Genomic DNA, 18818 nt, shown 5'->3' on the forward strand with positions numbered 1-18818 from the left:
ATTATTGATGGTTTGTTCGGTTAACGATTCATCGTGATTTGAGGAGAAAAGAGAGAGGGATTTCTCTTTTCTTTTTCGGAAAAAAATTTCAGGCGTTTGATATTATGGGATTCTTGCGTCCATTAACAGGGTCGTTATTTCTGGTTTTCAGCAGTGTAAATGTTTTGGCTCAACCTGCGACGCTTGCCAGCCAGGCAGCTGCTATGCCGGATGATTTTCAGGCGCATTTCTTCAATGCCCCGCTTTCAGCCCGCATTATGGTAGATAACCGGGTCTTGGGCGATGCCATGATCATAGTGACGGAGGATAACCGGGCCAGGATTATCCATTTTACCGATAACGGCGACAGTGAGTTTAGCGAGGCCGAACGCCAGCGCTGGTTAAAGGCGTTCACTGACTTTGTTCCGCTTGGGAAGTGCAGTGACCATGCCTGCCCGCCGGGGCTGCTGGCGGCGGATTACAGTCTGAGCGATGCCCGCCTCGTTTTACTCACTCAACTACCGGGAAACGACGCGAATAAATACTGGTATACCTTACCCGAAGATGGGGATTCAGGCCTGCTGCTGAATAACCAGCTTAATCTCAGCGGCAGCGAGCAGCAGTCAGGCATGAGCTGGAACGGGGGCCTGGAGGCCGCGCTTGGGACCTGGACATTAATGAGCCAGTTTCAGCATGACCAGACCCGCAGCAACAGCCTGGGCAGCACTTCCCGCCATGCCATAACCTCTCTCTACGTTCAGCGTGAATTTCAGCAACACTTTCTCCGTACCGGGCTATTTACGCCGGACAGCCAGGGCCTGTTACGCCAGCCTTATACGCCGGGAGGCGGTATCAGCACGCTGGCGGGCATGATGGCGGGCAGCGGCGATGCATTACTGAAGGGCGGGGATATTCCGGCGCTTTATCCCGTCTACGTCTCCGCCAACCGGGAAGGTGTGGCTGAAATTTACCGCGACGGCACCCTGATAAATTCTCAGCCTGTTGAACCCGGCCTGCAAATGTTAGATACCGTGCCGCTGCCAATCGGTATCTATGAAGTTGAAATTCGCCTCATTGAAGACGGCCGTGAGAGCAGCAGGGTCACTGAAACTATTAATAAACCCACCCGCTGGCGAACGCCGGGCCAGCGCCTGCGCTATAACGTGTTCGCCGGGCAGCAGCAGACGCTGTGGAACAGTGACAAAAGTGAGGATAACGGTGAATTTGCGGCCGGGGCCAGCGTCAACTACCTGTTGCATCCGCTGGCGACGGTCGGCGTGGCCGTGCAGAAGACGGGGGAAGAGCGTCAGGCCGGGGTTTCACTCGACTGGCAGGCGGCAAAGCCGGTGCAGCTGTACGGTAATATCTGGCGGAGCAATCTCACCGGTCACGGGTTTGATACCCAGGGAATATGGTCGCACGCGCAGGGTAACGTCGCCCTCAGCCACAGCCGGAGCTGGTATCGCTATGAAGATGACCCCTACCGGTACACGGCCCGCCCGTCGCTGGAGCACAGCAGCGTGCTGTCCACCACCTGGCGCCTGAACAGCGAGAACAGCCTCACCGCCCGTCTGACGCACAGAAGCCGTCACAGCGGTATCGGTGCCGACGTGGGCTTTAATACCCGTACCGTAATTGCCGGCAGCCCCATTAACTGGCGGCTGGCCGCGTTTGATCGCCCCTACGGCAATGGCAGCACGTTACGCAACCGCGGCGTGAGTCTCTCCGCCAGCTTTGCGCTCGGCGGGCAGAAACGCAGCGGCAATATCAGCGTCGGCAGCCGAACGGATACCAACGGCAGCCGGGATCTCTATACCTCCGCCTCGGTCAATCAGACCTGGGACAAAGGCCCCGTGAAGATGACGACGGCGACGCTGACGGCGGACCGCCACGGCGCAGGGTTCAGCACTTACAACCAGTTTGATACGCCGGTGATGGCGGGCACTTTCTGGGGGCAGAGTTCAACGCTGGACGGCAGGTTGTCCGGCGGCCTCAATACCGGCAGCCTGCTGGCGTTGGGGGGCGGGCGGGTCACAATGTCGAAACAGGCGGCACATTATCAGGGCGGCGGCATGATAGTGGATGTCTCCTCCGACGATAAAAATGCCGAACTGGTGGCGCTTTATCCGGGTGGTGCAGTGCCGCTCAAACCGGGCAGGAACTTCATTCCGGTCGATGCCTGGCAACCCGGCACGGTGCAGATTGACTTCCCCGGCACGGAAGCCCCGGCTCTGAAAGTCGAGCCTGAATACCTGAGCTACCAGCATATTCGCGGGGGCGTCAGTGCGTATTCCGTGAAAGTGATGAAAACGGTGACGGTGATGGGTCGGCTGGTGGACGGCAATGGCCACGCCCTGGGCGGTGCTCAGGTGGTAAATCATGCCGGCAGGACGGTCACCGAATCCGACGGGCTGTTCACCCTCGAGGTGCATGAAAACAACCCGGTGCTGGCGGTGGAGTACCGCGCAATGAACCAGTGTGAAATACGCCTGAATCCCACCACGCAGAAAACGGCTGATGAGGTTATTTTCCTCGGCAATCTGACCTGTGACGAATTACCGCTGGCGGGGAACGCAGGCTATGCGGCCAGCAAAGCAGCCAATAATAAGGACATATAATGTTTACCCGACAGATGTATATTATCGACTTCATTAATAACGCCCTGTTTCGCAGAAGAAATACGGCAGCACTCTCCGCGCTGCTTTTATTGGCGATGATATCCACAGTCAACGCTGCAACGGTGAACCTCACTATGGAGTTTATCGCCGACCTGCAGCAGCCGCAGAAGAATGCGTTTGTGAATACTACACCGGTCACAGGGTATTGTTCTCGGTACCCTCAGTATTGTGGAGTGGGGGAGTTCAGTATTGCGATTCCTGGGGTATCGGCGGAAAAGTATTTTGACTCTACGAGCGATAACATACGCAATCATACATCAATGTCACTTGATGGCACGGCAAGGAATATTGTTTTAAGAGATGATAAAACAGGGAATCAAATTACAGGGGTATTTCGTCTGGCTTCTTTTGGTGTGACACACACGTCGATAGATGGTTATGACCTGCTTAAAGTAATGTACCTCACGAGTACTAATCCTCAGGGCGGGTGCTCAGGGCGGTATGGCTCTGTCTTTGGTCTTGGGTTTTCTTCCTACATGGGTGCATGGGGAGTGCCAGAAAAAAAGCTGACCTGCTACAGGAAGTTTGATGACCCTTTTCAAGGTAATATGCGCATTACCGATTTTAGCTTTGGCTATACGTTAGAAATACCCAATCCATTAGGTGCTTATAGCGGCGAGTACGAAGGTGAAGTGGTTTATACCGTTGGTGAAGGCGAAGATATTGACGTTCATGCCGAAACGATCTCTGACTCTGAAATTAGAATAAAAATAAAGGCGACCGTACGCCAGGCCTTCCAGCTGGAGTTTCCCTCCGACGCGGAGTTTATCAAGGTCAGCCTGGCCCCGAAAGGCGGCTGGAGCCAGTGGGCAAACGGTGGGCGTGTCCCTGATTCCCTGAGTCAGGAGGTCCCCTTCACCCTGTCGTCTACCTCCGGCTTTATCGTCAATATGCGTTGTGAACACGATTCAGGGACGGGATGTGCGCTGCGGGAGTCAACATCGCCCACCGGAGACGAAATACCGCTGGAGGTTTCTCTGACCTTACCGGGATTTAAGACCAAAGGCGGCAGCGAAGTCAGAAATCTGCTGTTAAATTCACTACCGGCTGGCCATGTTATTTTACCTCCCGGCGGGTTAGTTGTTCATCGTCGCTCACAGGTTGATTTTAAAGTCCGGAAACCCGGCGTTGAAATGATGGTGAAATCCCCAGGTTCAACCTGGCGGGGAGCCGTGACGCTAGTGCTTGATGCGCAGGTGGACTAGAAATGTCGAAAAATAGCTGATTGAGATCAATTAAAACTTCATAAATACAAATTCTTACGGTTCTTTACTGCCATGCCTTTGACCTTCCCCCAGGGGAAAGGTGTAACGTCCGCGTCAGTGGTTGTTAAACCTTACTCTGGAAAAGGAAACAGGATGAAAGTACGTATCATGACGGCGTGGCTGGCGCTGGCCCTTAGCGGTTCTGCACTGGCGGCCACACCTGAGGCAAATGCCTTTCTGGCGAAACACGGGCTGGCGGGGAAAACTACCGAGCAAATGGTTGAGGCTATCGACCAGTCCCCGCAGGCTCGTCCGCTGGGTTTTAGCGCCGGTGTGACCAGCCGTGCGCTGGTGCTTTCGGATGGGCAGCAGAAGTTTAGCTACCCGCTGGGGAATAAGTTCTATCTGTCGTTTGCGCCATACCTGCAGCAAACGCATCCCTGCTTCAATCACAGCCTTTCCGGCTGCCAGGGTGAGATGGTCAATACGCCCTTTGAGGTCAAAATTACCGATAAATCGGGCAACGTTATCCTGAATAAAACGCTTACCAGCCAGCAAAATGGCTTCATCGGCGTGTGGCTGCCGCGCAATACCGAAGGGACGGTCAGCGTCAGCTATCAGGGCCGCACCGCGCAATCCGCGTTTGCCACCTTCGACGACAGTCAAACTTGTATGACCACCTTGCCATTGCAGCAATCATAAGCCCGACGGGCGGCGGCCTCATGTCACACTGCCCAAACTAGGGGTACTGTTGCTCTTCGTCGGTATAAATGAGCAGGCAGGCCTCATTAAAGTTGGCCAGTCCCAATCTCTCGTAAAGTTCATTCCGTCGGCGATAAAGACTTTTCAGTGACGTGCAGAGTTTTTCCGCCACGGCTTCCATAGGTAAACCCTTTCTTAGCCACATCATCATCTTCCGCTCCTCCTCACTCAGGCGCATGGTATAAAACCATTCCCCCGCCTGGCGGTCGAGTTTCACTTTTTGCAGCACCCAGAACAGTCCTTCAATGTCCCGGTACGGCATCGACATATCAAGGCTCCACTTTTGTCTGAGCGGAAAAAGTTCAGTGTGGCGCATATCCAGCACGAGGCAGCGCACTGGCGCCTCAGCTTTCTCTGCGCTGGTGATAATGTTTTCCCACTGCGCCAACGGTAGCCGGCTATCCACCAGGATAACGTACTCTTTGTAGCCGTAGCTGAAACTTCTTCTGCCCACGGAGTGCAGCAGAATGACGTCGGGAAAATAGTTTTTTATTCCCTGATAAAGATAGCGATCTTGTGTGATCAAAATTGTCGCATCCACCGCAGCGTATCCCTTTAATATTGCTCGAATCCAAATGCCTGATCATGGAAACCATGTACGCGGCGCGTCTCTCTATTTCATGACAAATGCCTAACTTACCTTCAGGTAAGTTAGGCGGTATTTTTACTTATTCTTTAACAAGATGTTTAAGTCTCGAGGATATCCTTTTTCATTCCTGGTGATAAAATTATAAATAAAAAGGAGTGCGAGGGAAGGTACGGGTTTTTAAATTAGGATTTTTTGCCAGGAAATCTCCTGATTAATACATTGAATTGCACCTGAACATATCGGTAAAAACATCGATCATAATATTTTTTTATTTTCGATATGGCTGGTTTATTTTGTTAAATCAATGCATTGTGTTTTCTATCTTGTATGGTGAATCGTTCATTGAAAAGCCGGTGCAGAGTATTCTTAAAAGCATGTTTTTGGCCGTTAGGAAGTGTTCACAAAATTATTCATGGTGACTTATCATTCTTGCTATCTGACCTAATGTGTAATCTCCGCTATTTTGAGTTTGTTCCTAAAGCCAGATGCAGAAAAAGACGTTACGTGAGGTGTGCCCGTTTAAATAAATACTCTGCATATCAAAAGAGTGTTTTACCGTGTGAATTACATCCGCTAATGCCGATATCCGGCATTTAACGCGGCGGATAAACTATGCTCATTCATAATGGAATAATAGATATTTATGGAACAGCGACTGAGTATCAATAAGTTATTCTTTTATCGTGGCGTGAAGCTATCGTTATTTTTAATCATGCCAGGGTTGCTTTCAGCGCAAGGGGTGGGGGCAACATCGCGCTATGACAGTCAGGTATTACAAGCACGAAATGGGGATTATCAACCCCTGCTTGACGCCTTAAAACATAAGGCACAGCAAAGAGCATTGAACCCGGAACAGGTGGCCGACTGGTTGCAGGTCGCCTCCTGGGCCGGGCGTGATGATGAAGTGGTCAACGTGTGGCAGCGTTATCAGGAGCGTACTGCTATCCCGGCTCGTGGGGTCGCCGCCACTGCGCAATCTCTGCGTAACCTTCATCGCTGGACGGAATCACTTTCCCTCTGGGAGCGGGTGCTTCAGCTATCGCCCGGAAACGATGACTATCGTATAGGGCAAATTAAAACGCTGGCCGACGGGCAAAAAGCCTGGCAGGTCAGAGATGAAGCCCTGCGTTTGATCGAGGAAAAGCCGACGCTGGCGCATTGGCAGACGCTCTCTTATGTCTATCTTCGGCAGGGAAAAACCTGGGACCAGTTGCTAAGCGACACGCAAGCTATCGCGCTTGCTCCAGGGGATAAAACGGCGCTGCAAAACCTGATATCCAGCCTGACCGCGAACAGGGTGAATACACCAGCGCTGGCGTTTGCCAGGCAAGCGAACCTTCCGGCAAATGAGCGCAGAAGTCTGGAACTTAACGCGTTGGCCGAAAGGGTGCGCATGGCTGAAATCCCTCCAGGAGAGGAAAAAGCGCGTTTTACCGTCGCGCAGCGGGCGTTGGATCGTTACGACGTTTTGTTCGCCAAATGGCGTGGTAATCCGCAGGCTCAACAGGACGTCACTAGAGCGCGAATAGACCGGCTTGGTGCACTCTATGCCCACAATCATTACCCAAAGGTCATCCAGGAATATGAAGCCCTGGCCTCAGAAGGCGTGCGCGTTCCACCCTGGGCTTTACGCTGGGTTATTGCGTCGTACCTCGCAGTAAAGCAGGTAGAAAACGCGCAGGCGTTAACGCCGCAGCTGTTCAGCGGCGCGACGAATGAGAATGAGCAGGCGATGTTTTATGCCTTGCTGGACAGCGGACAGTACGACGCTGCCGCTCGTTATCTGCAAAACCTAACTCAGACAACGCCTTACCGTCGCTACGTGCCGGGTTTCCCGAATCCCGAACCGAACGATCGCTGGCTGGAAGCAAAAACGCTCTCCCTGCAGTACCTCGTCTCGACCAATGCACTTCCGGAAGCACAAACGTTGTCCCAGCGGCTGGCCAGTACCGCGCCGGGGAATCAGGGATTGCGCATCGATTATGCCAGGGTTTTGCAGGCTCGCGGGCTGCCGCAGGCGGCTGAACGAGAGCTTAAAAAGGCGGAAGTGCTCGAGCCGTCCAACCTTGAGCTTGAGCGGCAGCAGGCTTATGTCGCGGAGGATCTGCACGAGTGGCGACAGATGGATTTGCTGACCGACGATGTGATGCTGCGTGCCCCGTGGGATATTGCTTCTCAGCGGCTGAACCGCACGCGCGAAATTCACCGCATGTCCGAGCTGCGAATTAACGGCCAGCAGGGGATCCACTCTGATACGCCCGTCAGCGGCGCGCATGACTTTAGCTGGGATATGGCGATTTACGGCCCACCCGTAGCCGACAGCTGGAGGCTGTTTGGCGGTCATCGCTTTGAGCGCGGTCGTTTTGAAGAAGGTAAGGGCTTAAGCCGCAGCGTGTTTGGGGGCCTCGAATGGCGGCCGCGCAATAGCTGGGTCGAGTTTGAACTGGCAAACAACAACTTCACCGGCGGGAATAAGCCGGGTGGGCGCGTCTCGGCCTGGCACAGCTTCAGCGACAACTGGCGAGTGGGGGCAGAGGTCGAACGGCTGGCCCGGACAACGCCGCTGCGGGCGTTGCGCAACGGGGTAAGCGCGAATCAGGCCAACCTGTGGGTACGTTGGCACCAGAATGAACGCCGTGAATATCAGTTGACCACTGCGACCAGCAGGTTTTCAGACCATAACCACCGGCAGGAATACACCTTCCAGGGCCAGGAACGGCTGTGGCAGACGGCGCGGATCACGCTCGACCTGCAGCCCGGTGTGGCATACAGCACCAACAGCAAGACCGACACGGTGTATTACAGCCCGAAATGGGACTTATCCGCCGCGCCGACGCTCGCCGTTAATCACGTGATGTACCAGCGCTATGACACCGTCTGGAGCCAGCAGATTAGCGCCGGTGCAGGGCTTTATCGGCAAAAAAATTACGGGGCGGGGGCGATGACGTCGCTCGGATATGGCCAGCGTATCCAGTGGAACAACGTCCTCGACACCGGGGCCATGCTGAACTGGGAAAAACGGCCCTGGGACGGCAAGCGGGAAACGCATCTTGCCGTCGCTTTTGATGCGAATTTACGATTTTAAGGACAAACATGCTGACCAACAGTTTTCGCCTCGGCCTGATCGTTTTTGGCTGGTTATTGACCTTTTCTGGTCTGTACGCTCAGGACATCCATTTTCTACCGCCAAAAGATCGGCCATTGCCTGAAGCCAACCGGCCCTGGCCGAAGAACCATTTTCTGGTGCTGGCTTACCATGACGTTGAAGACCGCGACCCCGATCAGCGGTATCTGGCGGTGCGCACCAGCGCCCTTAACGAGCAAATCAGCTGGCTGCTGCAAAACGGCTACCGCGCGGTAAGCGTGCAGGCGATTCTGGACGCTCACCGGGGCGGTACGCCGCTGCCGCCAAAGGCATTTTTGCTCACCTTCGATGACGGCTACAGCAGTTTCTATACCCGCGTTTGGCCGCTGCTTAAAGCATACAATGTGCCCGCACTCTGGGCGCCCGTGGGCAGTTGGGTGGATACCCCGTCAGGGAAGAAGGTGGATTTTGGCGGGCTAATGACCGCCCGCGATAAGTTTGCCACCTGGGATATGGTGCGCGAGCTTAGCCAGTCTCCGCTGGTTGAGATAGGGGCGCACACCTGGGCTTCACATTACGGTATTCAGGCGAATCCCCAGGGAAGCCGTGAGCCTGCGGTGGCCAACCGGGCGTGGAATAAGCTCACCGGCCAGTATGAAAGCGATGAGCAATTCACCCGCCGTATTGACGACGATGTGCGCCAAATCAGTCGCAAAATTCAACAGCTCAGCGGGAAGTCCCCTCGCGCCTGGGTCTGGCCCTATGGTGCGGCTAACGGCACCTCACTTAGCGTGCTCAAAAAGCAGGGGTACCAGCTGGCGTTCACGCTCAATGATGGTCTCGCTGACGCCCGAGATCTGGACAACATCCCGCGCGTGCTGATTTCGGGAAACCCAACGCTCAAGGCGTTCGCCAGCATGGTCAGCCGCGTCCGGGAGCCGGATCCGGTGCGCGTTATGCATGTGGATCTCGACTATGTCTACGACCCGAACCCGGTGCAGCAGGCAAAGAATATCGATGTCCTGGTGCAGCGTGTATATGACATGAAAATCAGCCATGTCTTTTTGCAGGCGTTCTCCGACCCGCTTGGCGACGGCAATATCAAGTCGCTCTATTTCCCCAACCGCTGGCTGCCCATGCGCGCCGACCTGTTTAACTTTGTCGCCTGGCAGTTACGCACCAGAGGCGATGCCAAAGTGTTCGCCTGGCTGCCGGTGCTTTCTTTTGATCTGAACGCCACGCTGCCCAGGGTGCAACGCTGGGACGCCGCCAGCGGGAAGATGCAGCGGGCCACCAGCCCTTATCTGCGGCTTTCCCCATGGAACCGACAGGTTCGCCACCAGATAATCGACATCTACGAAGATCTCGCCCGATATGCGGTGTTTGACGGCATTCTTTTCCACGACGACGCGCTGCTCACGGACTTTGAAGATGCCGGGCCGGACGCCATGGCCGCCTACCGGCAGGCAGGGTTCCAGGGCAGCATCGGCGACATTCATCAAAACCCTGCCGAACTGCGAAGCTGGACGCGCTTTAAAAGCCAGACGCTAATCGAATTCACGCGCACGCTGACCGACGCGGTGCGGAATATTCGTGGCCCGCAGATAAAGACCGCCCGAAATATCTTTGCACTGCCGATTCTGGAGCCGGAGAGCGAGACGTGGTTCGCCCAGAACATTGACGATTTCCTGGCGGCATACGACTGGACGGTGCCGATGGCGATGCCGCTGATGGAGTCCGTGCCGCTGGAAGAGAGCAATAGCTGGCTGGAACGGCTAATTAAAGCCGTCGCGGCGAAGCCTTCGGGAATGAATAAAACCATTTTTGAGCTTCAGGCGCGCGACTGGAACCACGAGACGCAGAAAGGCATCGCTGATAAACAGCTGGTGGAATGGATGCGGCTGCTGCAGCTGAATGGGGTGAAACACTACGGCTATTACCCGGACGACTTCATCAATAACCAGCCTGATATTTCACATATCAGACCTGAAATTTCCTCTTACTGGTACCCAAACAATGACTGATCGTCTTCTTTCCTTGCTGATTCTGGGCCTGGTCTTTGGGCTGCCGCTCGGCATGGCGGCGGTGTTTACCGGGAAAATCCTGCTGGACTTTGTGTTCTTCTGGCCACTGTTTATGTCGGTGCTGTGGATGACCGGCGGGCTCTACTTCTGGTACCGGCTGGAACGCCACTGGCCGTGGGGCGAAGACGTCCCGCCGCCACAGCTGGAAGGCAATCCGCTGATTTCTATTCTGATCCCGTGCTTTAACGAAGGCAAAAATGCCCGGGAAACGGTCGAAGCCGCGCTGGGCCAGCGTTATACCAATATCGAGGTCATCGCCATCAACGACGGCTCTCGGGATAACACCGCCGAGATCCTGAACCAGCTTGCGGTGGAATACCCAAAACTAAGAGTGATTCACCTGGCGGCTAATCAGGGTAAAGCCGTAGCGCTAAAAGCCGGAGCCGCCGCCGCGCGCGGGGACTTGCTGGTGTGCATCGACGGGGATGCCTTGCTGGAGCGGGACTCGGCGGCTTACCTTGTGATGCCGTTGATTCGGCACCCCAATGTGGGGGCCGTGACCGGAAACCCACGGATCCGTACCCGCTCGAACCTGATTGGCCGGATTCAGGTCGGTGAGTTTTCTTCGATAATCGGGCTGATTAAACGTACCCAGCGTATTTATGGCCGTGTCTTTACCGTTTCCGGCGTGATCGCCGCTTTTCGCCGCCAGGCGCTGGCGGATGTCGGCTACTGGAGCCCGGATATGATCACCGAGGACATTGATATCAGTTGGAAACTGCAGCTGCATCACTGGACGCTCTATTTTGAGCCGCGCGCGCTGTGTTGGATCCTGATGCCGGAAACGCTCAAAGGGCTTTGGAAACAGCGACTGCGCTGGGCGCAGGGCGGGGCGGAAGTGTTTCTGGTCAACCTGCGTCGCCTGTTCCGCTGGGAACACCGCCGGATGTGGCCGCTGTTTATGGAGTACGTGTTGTCGACGGTGTGGGCCTTCGCCTACGCGATCACCATCCTGCTGTTTATTGCCAGCCACCTGATCACGCTGCCGGCAAACCTGGTGGTTGAAACGCTCTTTCCACCGGCGTTTACCGGGCTGCTGCTGGGCGTGATGTGCCTGATGCAGTTCCTGATCAGTCTGTTCATTGAGCGGCGCTATGAAAAGCGGATCGCCGGATCGCTGTTCTGGATCGTCTGGTTCCCGTTGATGTACTGGATGATAGGCCTGTTTACCACTCTGGTGTCGTTCCCGAAAGTGATGCTTAAACGCCGCCGCGCCCGCGCGCGCTGGGTAAGTCCTGACCGTGGAAAAGGAAGAATATGATGCAGACCAACACGCTGATTTTGACTGAAGATCGACTGGGGCCGCGCCTGTTCGACGGTCTGCTCACCGCCATGGCCTGGGCCGGATTTCTGTACTTTGTGTGGAAAAACCTGCTGCTGCAGCTGATGTTATTGCCCGACCAGCGCGGGGAAATCGTCGCGCAGTCGCTCAATTCTGTGCTGCTGTACCTGCTGATTGCCGCCATAAACGGTTGGCTGCTGATCCTCTGGTATCAGTACAGCCTGCGCAGGTACAGCGACCGATACCTCGATGAACACAAACCGTTTCAGCCTGGCGACCTGGCCCGCAGCTTTAACCTGTCGACGCAGCTGGTTTCCGAGATGAGCCGCTATAACCAGTTAACGGTTTATCATGACCAGATTGGGCAGATAATCGAACTTAAAAATAATCGTGCAGAGAGCGAGACAGGTTTCCCGGAGGAGGGGGCGGAGTAAATCCTTGTCAGATAGGGGCTCCCTGAGCCCTCTGCCAGATGCTTTCAGCGCAGCAGCGTCAATGTGTCGGGCAACTGCCGGGGAACAGCTTCTTTTAGAGCATCGCCCAGCAGCGTGATATGGGCTACACGAGCCGAATGCTTCGGCCAGACCAGCCAGTAGCCTTCTCCGCTGGCAATCGCTTCGGCAAATGGCAGCGCGAGCTGGCCACTCTGGATTGCCGCCTGACATAACAGCCCATCGCCTATTGAAATACCGTGGCCGCTGATGGCCGCCCGAATGCCCTGTTCCAGCGTGTCGAATACCGTGCCGCGCGCGATATTAAGCCCGCTGAATCTTCCGGTACGTTTTAGCCATCTTCGCCAGTCACGGCGGTCCGGGGAGGGATGGATCAGCTCACAGCGAGACATGTCCATGCGGGCCTGTTCAACCTGGGCTGGCGAGCACACTGGCACCAGCCACTCGTCGAACAACAAGCGGGACTCCGTTCCCGCACCAAACCGACCATCGCCCAACAGTATCGCGCAGTCATAAGGCTCGTGGGTAAAGTCCACGCTATCGGTATCCATCCACACGCTGGTCATTTCTATTTCCGGCTTAGCGTGCCGCTGGCGGAAGGCGCTTAGTACATCCAGCAGCCAGCGCATGGTCAGCGTCGACGGCGATTTTAAACGCAGTTTACGGTTGCCGCTGCGAAATGCATGACAGGCCTGATCCAGCCGATGAAAGCCCTCCGAGAGCTGCATCGCCAAAGCGTTACCTGCGGCGGTAACCTCGACTTTGGGGCCATTACGGTGAAACAGCTCGCATTCGAACCAGGCTTCAAGCGTGCGGATATGTCTGCTGATTGCGCCAGGCGTGACGTTTAGCTGTGCGGCGGCTTTGCTGAACGAACCTGACCGGGCGGCAACCTCAAATGCACGCAGCGCATAAAGTGGGGGGAGCGTCATAACAGAGCGCCTCTATTGTGAGTATTACTCACATTGAATCGCAGTTTTTTCCGTTTTTCAACGCCTGGAGTAGAGCGTTTAATGCATCACAATAAAAACGATTGTGAGAATTTAACACTATGAATATTCCCCTGCTCGGTACCTACACGCTCGCTGTCTTTATGTTGATCCTGACCCCAGGCCCGGTTGTTGCCCTGGTGACCGGCACGGCGGCGCGGCACGGCAGCAGGAAGGCGTTTCTGACCGTCATCGGCACCAACAGTGCTTCGCTGGTGCTGATTGCCTTTGCGGCCATGGTGCTGGCGGGCATCGTTTCACTCTCGCCACTGCACCTGTCTTTGTTGGGCCTGGCGGGCTCGGTGTTTATTGGTTGGGGAGCTATCGTCAGCCTGCAAAGCAGGCATGAAGAAGGCGGTGAAAAAACGGCAATAAGCGACGGGGGAGGACTCTTAAAAGGCTTTGTGGTTGGCGTCTCTAACCCAAAAGACATTCTGTTTTTTGTCTCTTTTTTCCCTCAGTTTATGGCGGTTACCCAGGATTTTAGTGCCAGCATTCTGACGCTTTCCCTGGTATGGATTGCGCTTGATTTTGCAATCCTGGCGCTTTATATCCTCACCGTGCAGCGCTGGGTGCCTGAGCGGCACGGTAAATTGCTCGACCGTATCTCAGCGCTGTTTCTGCTTGCCGTGGCGTTGTTTGGCCTGGTTTACAACGCCCGGGCGCTGCTCTCGTTTTGAGAGTGATTCACCTCTTCGCCTGCCGCTTCATGATATTGCCGATGATCGGCCCGAAGGCGACCAGAATAATAAAGCGGGTCATCTGCATCGACATCACAAAGGCGATGTCGATGTGCTTGCTGGAGGCGGCGATAATCGCCACAGAATCTGCCCCGCCGGGGCTCATGGCCAGATAAGCGGTGAGCGGATCGATATCGGCCACGACCACCAAAAATGCCGCCATCACCCCGCAAAGGGCGATCAAAATCACAATACTGACCGCAATACGCGGCAGCACCTGGGCGGCATGTTTTAACAGCGGACGTGTGAATTTCAGCCCAATGCGCCAGCCGACAATGGTGTACGCCAGCACCAGCACCCACTGTGGCAGCGCGATCTCTATCCAGTTATTCTGTGAGAGCACCACGCCAGCGACCAGGGTTATCAACAGCGCCCCGGCGGGCAGACGCAGCAGTTTGGCCGCAATACAGCCGAGAGCGATAAGCCCAAAGGTTTCAGCCATCGCAACGTAAGAGCCGTGCGCAAAAAAATCGATCGTTGCCGATGTGGCAGGGACGTGCTCACCTGAGACTTTCATCAGCACGGAAGCGACGCTTGCTACCATAATCACCCGCAGATATTGCATGGCGGCGACAAGCTGTGTGTCTGCGCCGTTGGCTTCGGCCATTAGCGTCATGGCGGTAGCTGCGCCGGGGCTTAATCCCCAGAGCGCGGTAGTACCGGGCAGGATGCGCATACGGGTCATTATCCAGCCGAGCAGCATACAGATAAAAATCACCGAAAAGACGCAGACAATAAACAGCAGCCAGTGAGAGCCGAAGGTGTCGGCGAGGCTGCGGGGCATTTTGCTGGCAATCATGCAGCCGATAACGCCCTGGGCGATGAGAAACAGCGTGCCGTTGGGCTGAATTTTTGCACCGTTGAGGGAGACGACAATCCCGGCGGCCATCGGCCCCAGCAGCAGGGCGGCGGGAATATTTAGCCAGGTGAGCAGCCCGCCGAAAAGCGTGGTGGCAGCAATCAGCGTGCTCCACTGCATGCGCTGGGGTGACAGCAGGTGGTAACCGTTGGGTTTAGCAGGATCTTGTTTCTTCATCGTTGTATAGCCGCCCGCAGCGCGGAAGAATATTCGGTTTAAGCTGGCTCACGCCTGAGTCGTGGCTTAAACTCAGGGAGAGTAAGTTATGCGAGGATTCCCTCACATAACTTAGATTCTAGAGGATGCCCTCGCATATCTCAATGGGCGTTATGCGAATAAATGTTAGCGGATTGAAACGAAATATTTTATGACGAAACCAGCGCCCTTAGCGGCAAACCAGCCTAAACGCCTGCGCGGCCATCTTCGCGTGGCGGCGATAACCGAAGCGGCCACCCGACTCTTCGCCGAGAAGGGCTTTGACGCCGTGACCATGACCGAGATTGCCGCCAGCTCGGGTACGGCCATTGGCTCGCTGTACCGGTTTTTCCCCAACAAAGAGTCGCTGGCCGACGCGCTGCTGCTGGAGTACACCCGCGAAGTGATCGACCGGCTGGAAGTGCTGGAGGCCAGCGTTACCGGGGTGGATATCCCCACCGCTGCTGATCTGTTCACTCGTTTTGTGCTTTCGCTGCAGTCGCAGCGAACCTTCGCCCTGAGGCTGGTGGAAGAGCGTGGCGAGCATGAAGCGGCCCGCCTTCAGTTCAGGGATGCCATGCGCGGCGGGTTCTCCACCGCGCTTCAGGTTGTGATCCCCAGTTTATCCGCCGAACGTGCCGGCCTGATGACCATTGTTATCCTGCAAATGCTCAAAGGCGCGGCGGCGGCCAATCTGCAGAATGACGCAGAGCGTAAAGCGGTGCTCAACGAAGCGCAGGCGCTGCTGGAACTGTACCTCTCAACAGAACAGGCGAAGAAATAGCGGCAGGTTACCAGCCGACGATCCGCTGCCAGACCTCGTGCCCCGCGCCATCTTCGCTCAGAACCTGATAGTGCTGATGCATGGCGGCGGTGGCGCAGGCGTGGTTGGGCAGAATACGCACCCGGCTGCCGACGGGGAAATCATCGACGGCAAAGGCTGACGCTTCCGGCAGGGCAATGATGCCGTGCTCCTGGTTGGTCGTGGTGACCAGCAGGTTTTCTAAGGGATTACCGTTCAGGCTGCACACTTGGCCGTAGCCGTAGTCCTGACTTTGCGCCGCCGTGCCCCTGTCGCGGGAAAGCGCCATCCACCCGGCATCAATAAATACCCAACCTTTCTCCCTGTTGTGGCCGATCACCGTGGCGACTACGCTAATTGCAATATCCTCCAGGCGGCAGATACCGACGTTTTTCATCACCAGGTCGAAGGTGGTAAACACCCCGGCTCTGACTTCACTGATGCCCGTGAGATCGTCTGCAAAATGGGCTGTCGGCGTGGCACCTACGCTTAATACGGGGCAGCTGTAGCCCTGCGAGCGCAGACGGTTTCCGGCGGTTTTAATGGCGGCACATTCTGCTCTGGCGGCCGCGAGAATAGCGTCGTCCGTGCGGCAGCTATAGGATTCCCCGGCGTGAGCCAGCAGCCCGGTCAGCGTCGAGCCGCTTGCCTCAATGATGTGGGCCAGGGTCAAAAGTTCGTCGCTGTGCGGCGGTAAACCGCCCCGGTGGCCGTCGCAATCCACTTCAATAAAGACCGAAAACTTGAGGCTGTGCGCCCGGCTGAATTCGGCCACGGCGCTAGCCTGTGGTTCGCTGTCGAGCAGAATGTGCAGGTTCACGCCTTTAGCCATCAGCGCCGCCACGCGGGGAAGTTTATGGGGCGCGATGCCGACGGCGTAAAGCAGGTTGGTGTATCCCGCGGCGGCAAACGCTTCCGCCTCGGCGAGGGTGGAAACCGTGGCTGGGGAATCACTTTGTTCAAGCAGGTAGCGGGCGGCCTCAATGGAGCGCAGTGTTTTCAGATGTGGCCGGACCTCGCTGCCCAGGGCGTGAACGCGCGAGTACAGGCGCTCAATGTTGCGCAAATATTTGCTTTTCTCGATCAGCAAAAAGGGGGTATCACGGGTGGTGATCCATTCGGCGGACATAGCGGGTCTCCTGTTGGGTGAGGCTGCATCTTGTCATCCGGCTAATTAGGTATAAATTAATATAAAATCAATTAATGGTTAGGTTCAGGCTTAATGATAAACAGCGACGATCTGGCTTTCTTCCGTATTATCGCTACTCACGATACGCTGGCCGCCGCCGCAAGGGCGATGAACGTCACGCCGCCGTCCGTTACGCAGCGGCTGCGCGGGCTGGAACAAAAGCTTGGCGTCGACCTTATTCTGCGACCCTCTCGGCAGGTTTCACTCACCGATGAAGGCTCGCTGCTGCTGAGCCGGGCGGAGAAGATCCTCACCGAGCTGGCTGGCCTGCAGTCTGCTCTGGACGACAGGCGGCAGCAGGTCAGAGGCAAGCTGCGCGTGCTGGCCCCGCTGGGGTTTGGCAACGACTATATTGCGCCGCTGCTGGGGGAATACGCCGCCCAACATGAAAACCTCGAAGTGGAGCTGACGCTTTCCGACGACCCACATTGGGCTACGCTACACAAGTGGGATTTAGTTGTTTTCATCGGCGAGCTACGCGACTCCAGCATGCACTGCATCAAGCTTGCGCCCAACCAACGCTTTATCTGCGCTTCCCCGGACTACCTGAACCGAAAAGGCACTCCGCTGACGCCGGAACAGCTGGTGGATCACGACTGCATTGCGCTGCGGGAAAACCGCGAAGACGTGACGCTGTGGCGCTTCTCTGGCCCCAAAGGGGACTGCCCGCAGCGGATCTCGCCCAAATTGTCGAGCAACGAAGGGCGAGTGGTAAAAGAGTGGGCGCTGGCGGGCAGGGGGATCATTATGCGGTCCGAATGGGATGTGCTGCCGCAAATCCACAGCGGCGAGCTGGTGAGGCTCCTGCCGGAATATACGCTGCCGGATGCTGACATCGTGGCGCTGAGCGGCGCGTCGCAGGCAGAAAGAAGCCCGAGGGCGCAAAAGTTTATCGAACTGCTTAAGACGCGGTTAGCCGGGAGGCCCTGGGGGGAATATACTCATGCGATTGGCCCCAGGGCATAGGAAATAGCACCCCCATCATCAACCATGCCAAGGGTAGCAAAGCCTGTCCGGTCCAGATGCATACCTGCAATAAGCAGTTTTTCCCTTGCGGCTTGTTTCAGCACGTTTTTCCGCGTTTGTTCAGCTTGCACCGGATCAACGTCAAAGAGAATAGAGGCGCAGGGCTGGGCAGTTTGAATGTGGGGATAATGAACGATATCCCCCCATATGAGTAAGCTTTTATCATCCGCATCAATGCGAAAGCCGGTGTGGCCCGGCGTGTGACCCGGTAACCAAACCGGGAGGATACCCACCGTGATTTCACGCGGGCTAAAAAAATGCAGGTTCTGTGCATAGGCCTCTAATGTTTGACGTGCCAGCCTGAAGTTAAGCTTGCCCCGTTCGTTGGCGCCTCTTTGTTTTTCATCATCCCGCCAGTATTCTGCTTCCAGAGGGTGCAAATGAAGTTCCGCCTGTTTATAGACAGGGTTTCCTTCAGCATCCAGCAGGCCGCCAATATGGTCAGGATGACAGTGACTCAACAAAACCATGTCCACGTCATCAGGACCGACACCCAGGGAGGCAAGATTTGCTCTCAATTGCCCACCAACGTTATGCCGTCCCCCCGTACCTGTATCCACCAGCAGGGTTAGACCCTGCCCGCGAATCAGGTAAGCGTTAATGTGAATATTACCGGACTCAGACAGGCCTGCGCTCTGCTGGATGGATTCTGCTTCAGCGATGTCGATGCCAGAGAGTAAATCCAGGCTAGCAGGCATAGCGCCATCACTTAAGGCGGTAACCAGAAAATCGCCAATCTGGCAGGACGGAAAAGATGAATAATTCATAAAGACCTCAGGAGGCGTTCAGGAGATAGACCCGGTTTTTATGGCTGACGGCGGTGGAGCAAAATCATTCGACGCTTGCTCACTCCCAGAGACCTGACATCGACTAATCTCCGCAGGCGTAAATCAGCTTAATGA

15 protein-coding genes are annotated in these 18818 nt (G+C 55.8%); 10 read left to right on the forward strand and 5 right to left on the reverse strand.

Annotated elements, in window-relative coordinates; all coding sequences use genetic code 11:
- The first annotated feature begins 203 nt into the window (after positions 1 to 203).
- The 3 genes from ACR6JA_RS03020 (at position 204) to cueP (ending at position 4564) form a co-directional block, all read left to right on the forward strand.
- A complete protein-coding gene (locus ACR6JA_RS03020) occupies positions 204 to 2597 on the forward strand; it encodes a CS1-pili formation C-terminal domain-containing protein (RefSeq protein WP_494493554.1) in 2394 nt (797 codons plus the stop codon).
- A complete protein-coding gene (locus ACR6JA_RS03025) occupies positions 2597 to 3862 on the forward strand; it encodes a hypothetical protein (protein WP_213716958.1) in 1266 nt (421 codons plus the stop codon). The genes ACR6JA_RS03020 and ACR6JA_RS03025 overlap by 1 nt, the downstream gene beginning before the upstream one ends.
- Positions 3863 to 4015: 153 nt before the next feature.
- Positions 4016 to 4564 (forward strand): copper-binding periplasmic metallochaperone CueP, encoded by a 549-nt coding sequence (cueP, locus tag ACR6JA_RS03030; RefSeq protein ID WP_213716960.1) that lies wholly within the window; start codon positions 4016 to 4018, stop codon positions 4562 to 4564.
- A gap of 37 nt (positions 4565 to 4601) precedes the next feature.
- Here cueP and ACR6JA_RS03035 read toward each other — a convergent pair whose 3' ends face one another.
- Positions 4602 to 5150: a helix-turn-helix transcriptional regulator gene (locus tag ACR6JA_RS03035; RefSeq protein ID WP_250153736.1), complete on the reverse strand. Its 549-nt coding sequence runs from the start codon at positions 5148 to 5150 to the stop codon at positions 4602 to 4604.
- Between the two features lie 706 nt (positions 5151 to 5856).
- Between ACR6JA_RS03035 and pgaA the strand changes: the two genes are divergently transcribed.
- The 4 genes from pgaA to pgaD are packed head-to-tail and all read left to right on the forward strand — an operon-like array spanning position 5857 to position 12098.
- Positions 5857 to 8298, forward strand: a complete 2442-nt coding sequence (pgaA, locus tag ACR6JA_RS03040; protein ID WP_494493555.1) for a poly-beta-1,6 N-acetyl-D-glucosamine export porin PgaA — start codon at positions 5857 to 5859, stop codon at positions 8296 to 8298.
- Positions 8299 to 8306: 8 nt separating this feature from the next.
- Positions 8307 to 10322 carry a poly-beta-1,6-N-acetyl-D-glucosamine N-deacetylase PgaB gene (gene pgaB / locus ACR6JA_RS03045; protein ID WP_494493556.1) on the forward strand — a complete coding sequence of 672 codons (2016 nt, stop codon included), beginning with the start codon at positions 8307 to 8309 and terminating at the stop codon, positions 10320 to 10322.
- Complete coding sequence (gene pgaC, locus ACR6JA_RS03050) at positions 10315 to 11643, forward strand: poly-beta-1,6-N-acetyl-D-glucosamine synthase (RefSeq protein WP_494493557.1); 1329 nt, start codon at positions 10315 to 10317, stop codon at positions 11641 to 11643. The genes pgaB and pgaC overlap by 8 nt, the downstream gene beginning before the upstream one ends.
- The gene (pgaD, locus tag ACR6JA_RS03055) at positions 11643 to 12098 is read left to right on the forward strand and encodes a poly-beta-1,6-N-acetyl-D-glucosamine biosynthesis protein PgaD (RefSeq protein ID WP_494493600.1); all 456 of its coding nucleotides are present in this window, start codon (positions 11643 to 11645) and stop codon (positions 12096 to 12098) included. The genes pgaC and pgaD overlap by 1 nt, the downstream gene beginning before the upstream one ends.
- A gap of 44 nt (positions 12099 to 12142) precedes the next feature.
- Here the strand turns inward: pgaD and ACR6JA_RS03060 are convergent, their stop codons facing one another.
- Positions 12143 to 13048, reverse strand: coding sequence for a LysR substrate-binding domain-containing protein (locus tag ACR6JA_RS03060; protein ID WP_494493558.1), 906 nt, complete (start codon positions 13046 to 13048; stop codon positions 12143 to 12145).
- 119 nt (positions 13049 to 13167) lie between these two features.
- On the opposite strand from ACR6JA_RS03060, the gene ACR6JA_RS03065 reads away from it, so the two are divergent.
- The gene (locus tag ACR6JA_RS03065) at positions 13168 to 13785 is read left to right on the forward strand and encodes a LysE family translocator (RefSeq protein WP_494493559.1); all 618 of its coding nucleotides are present in this window, start codon (positions 13168 to 13170) and stop codon (positions 13783 to 13785) included.
- A gap of 7 nt (positions 13786 to 13792) precedes the next feature.
- Here ACR6JA_RS03065 and ACR6JA_RS03070 read toward each other — a convergent pair whose 3' ends face one another.
- Entirely contained in the window at positions 13793 to 14881 is a 1089-nt protein-coding gene (locus ACR6JA_RS03070; RefSeq protein WP_494493560.1) for an AbrB family transcriptional regulator, read from the reverse strand.
- A gap of 190 nt (positions 14882 to 15071) precedes the next feature.
- Here ACR6JA_RS03070 and ACR6JA_RS03075 point away from each other — a divergent pair, with 190 nt between their 5' ends.
- Positions 15072 to 15683 (forward strand): TetR/AcrR family transcriptional regulator, encoded by a 612-nt coding sequence (locus tag ACR6JA_RS03075; protein WP_494493561.1) that lies wholly within the window; start codon positions 15072 to 15074, stop codon positions 15681 to 15683.
- Positions 15684 to 15690: 7 nt separating this feature from the next.
- Here the strand turns inward: ACR6JA_RS03075 and ACR6JA_RS03080 are convergent, their stop codons facing one another.
- Positions 15691 to 16830, reverse strand: coding sequence for a DSD1 family PLP-dependent enzyme (locus tag ACR6JA_RS03080; protein ID WP_494493562.1), 1140 nt, complete (start codon positions 16828 to 16830; stop codon positions 15691 to 15693).
- A gap of 93 nt (positions 16831 to 16923) precedes the next feature.
- Here ACR6JA_RS03080 and ACR6JA_RS03085 point away from each other — a divergent pair, with 93 nt between their 5' ends.
- Positions 16924 to 17856, forward strand: coding sequence for a LysR family transcriptional regulator (locus ACR6JA_RS03085; RefSeq protein ID WP_494493563.1), 933 nt, complete (start codon positions 16924 to 16926; stop codon positions 17854 to 17856).
- Here the strand turns inward: ACR6JA_RS03085 and ACR6JA_RS03090 are convergent.
- Positions 17832 to 18683, reverse strand: a complete 852-nt coding sequence (locus tag ACR6JA_RS03090; protein ID WP_494493564.1) for an MBL fold metallo-hydrolase — start codon at positions 18681 to 18683, stop codon at positions 17832 to 17834. The two genes, ACR6JA_RS03085 and ACR6JA_RS03090, sit on opposite strands and share 25 nt — an antisense overlap.
- Positions 18684 to 18818: the final 135 nt, after the last annotated feature.

Source organism: Cedecea sp. B1(4) (genome assembly GCF_059414925.1).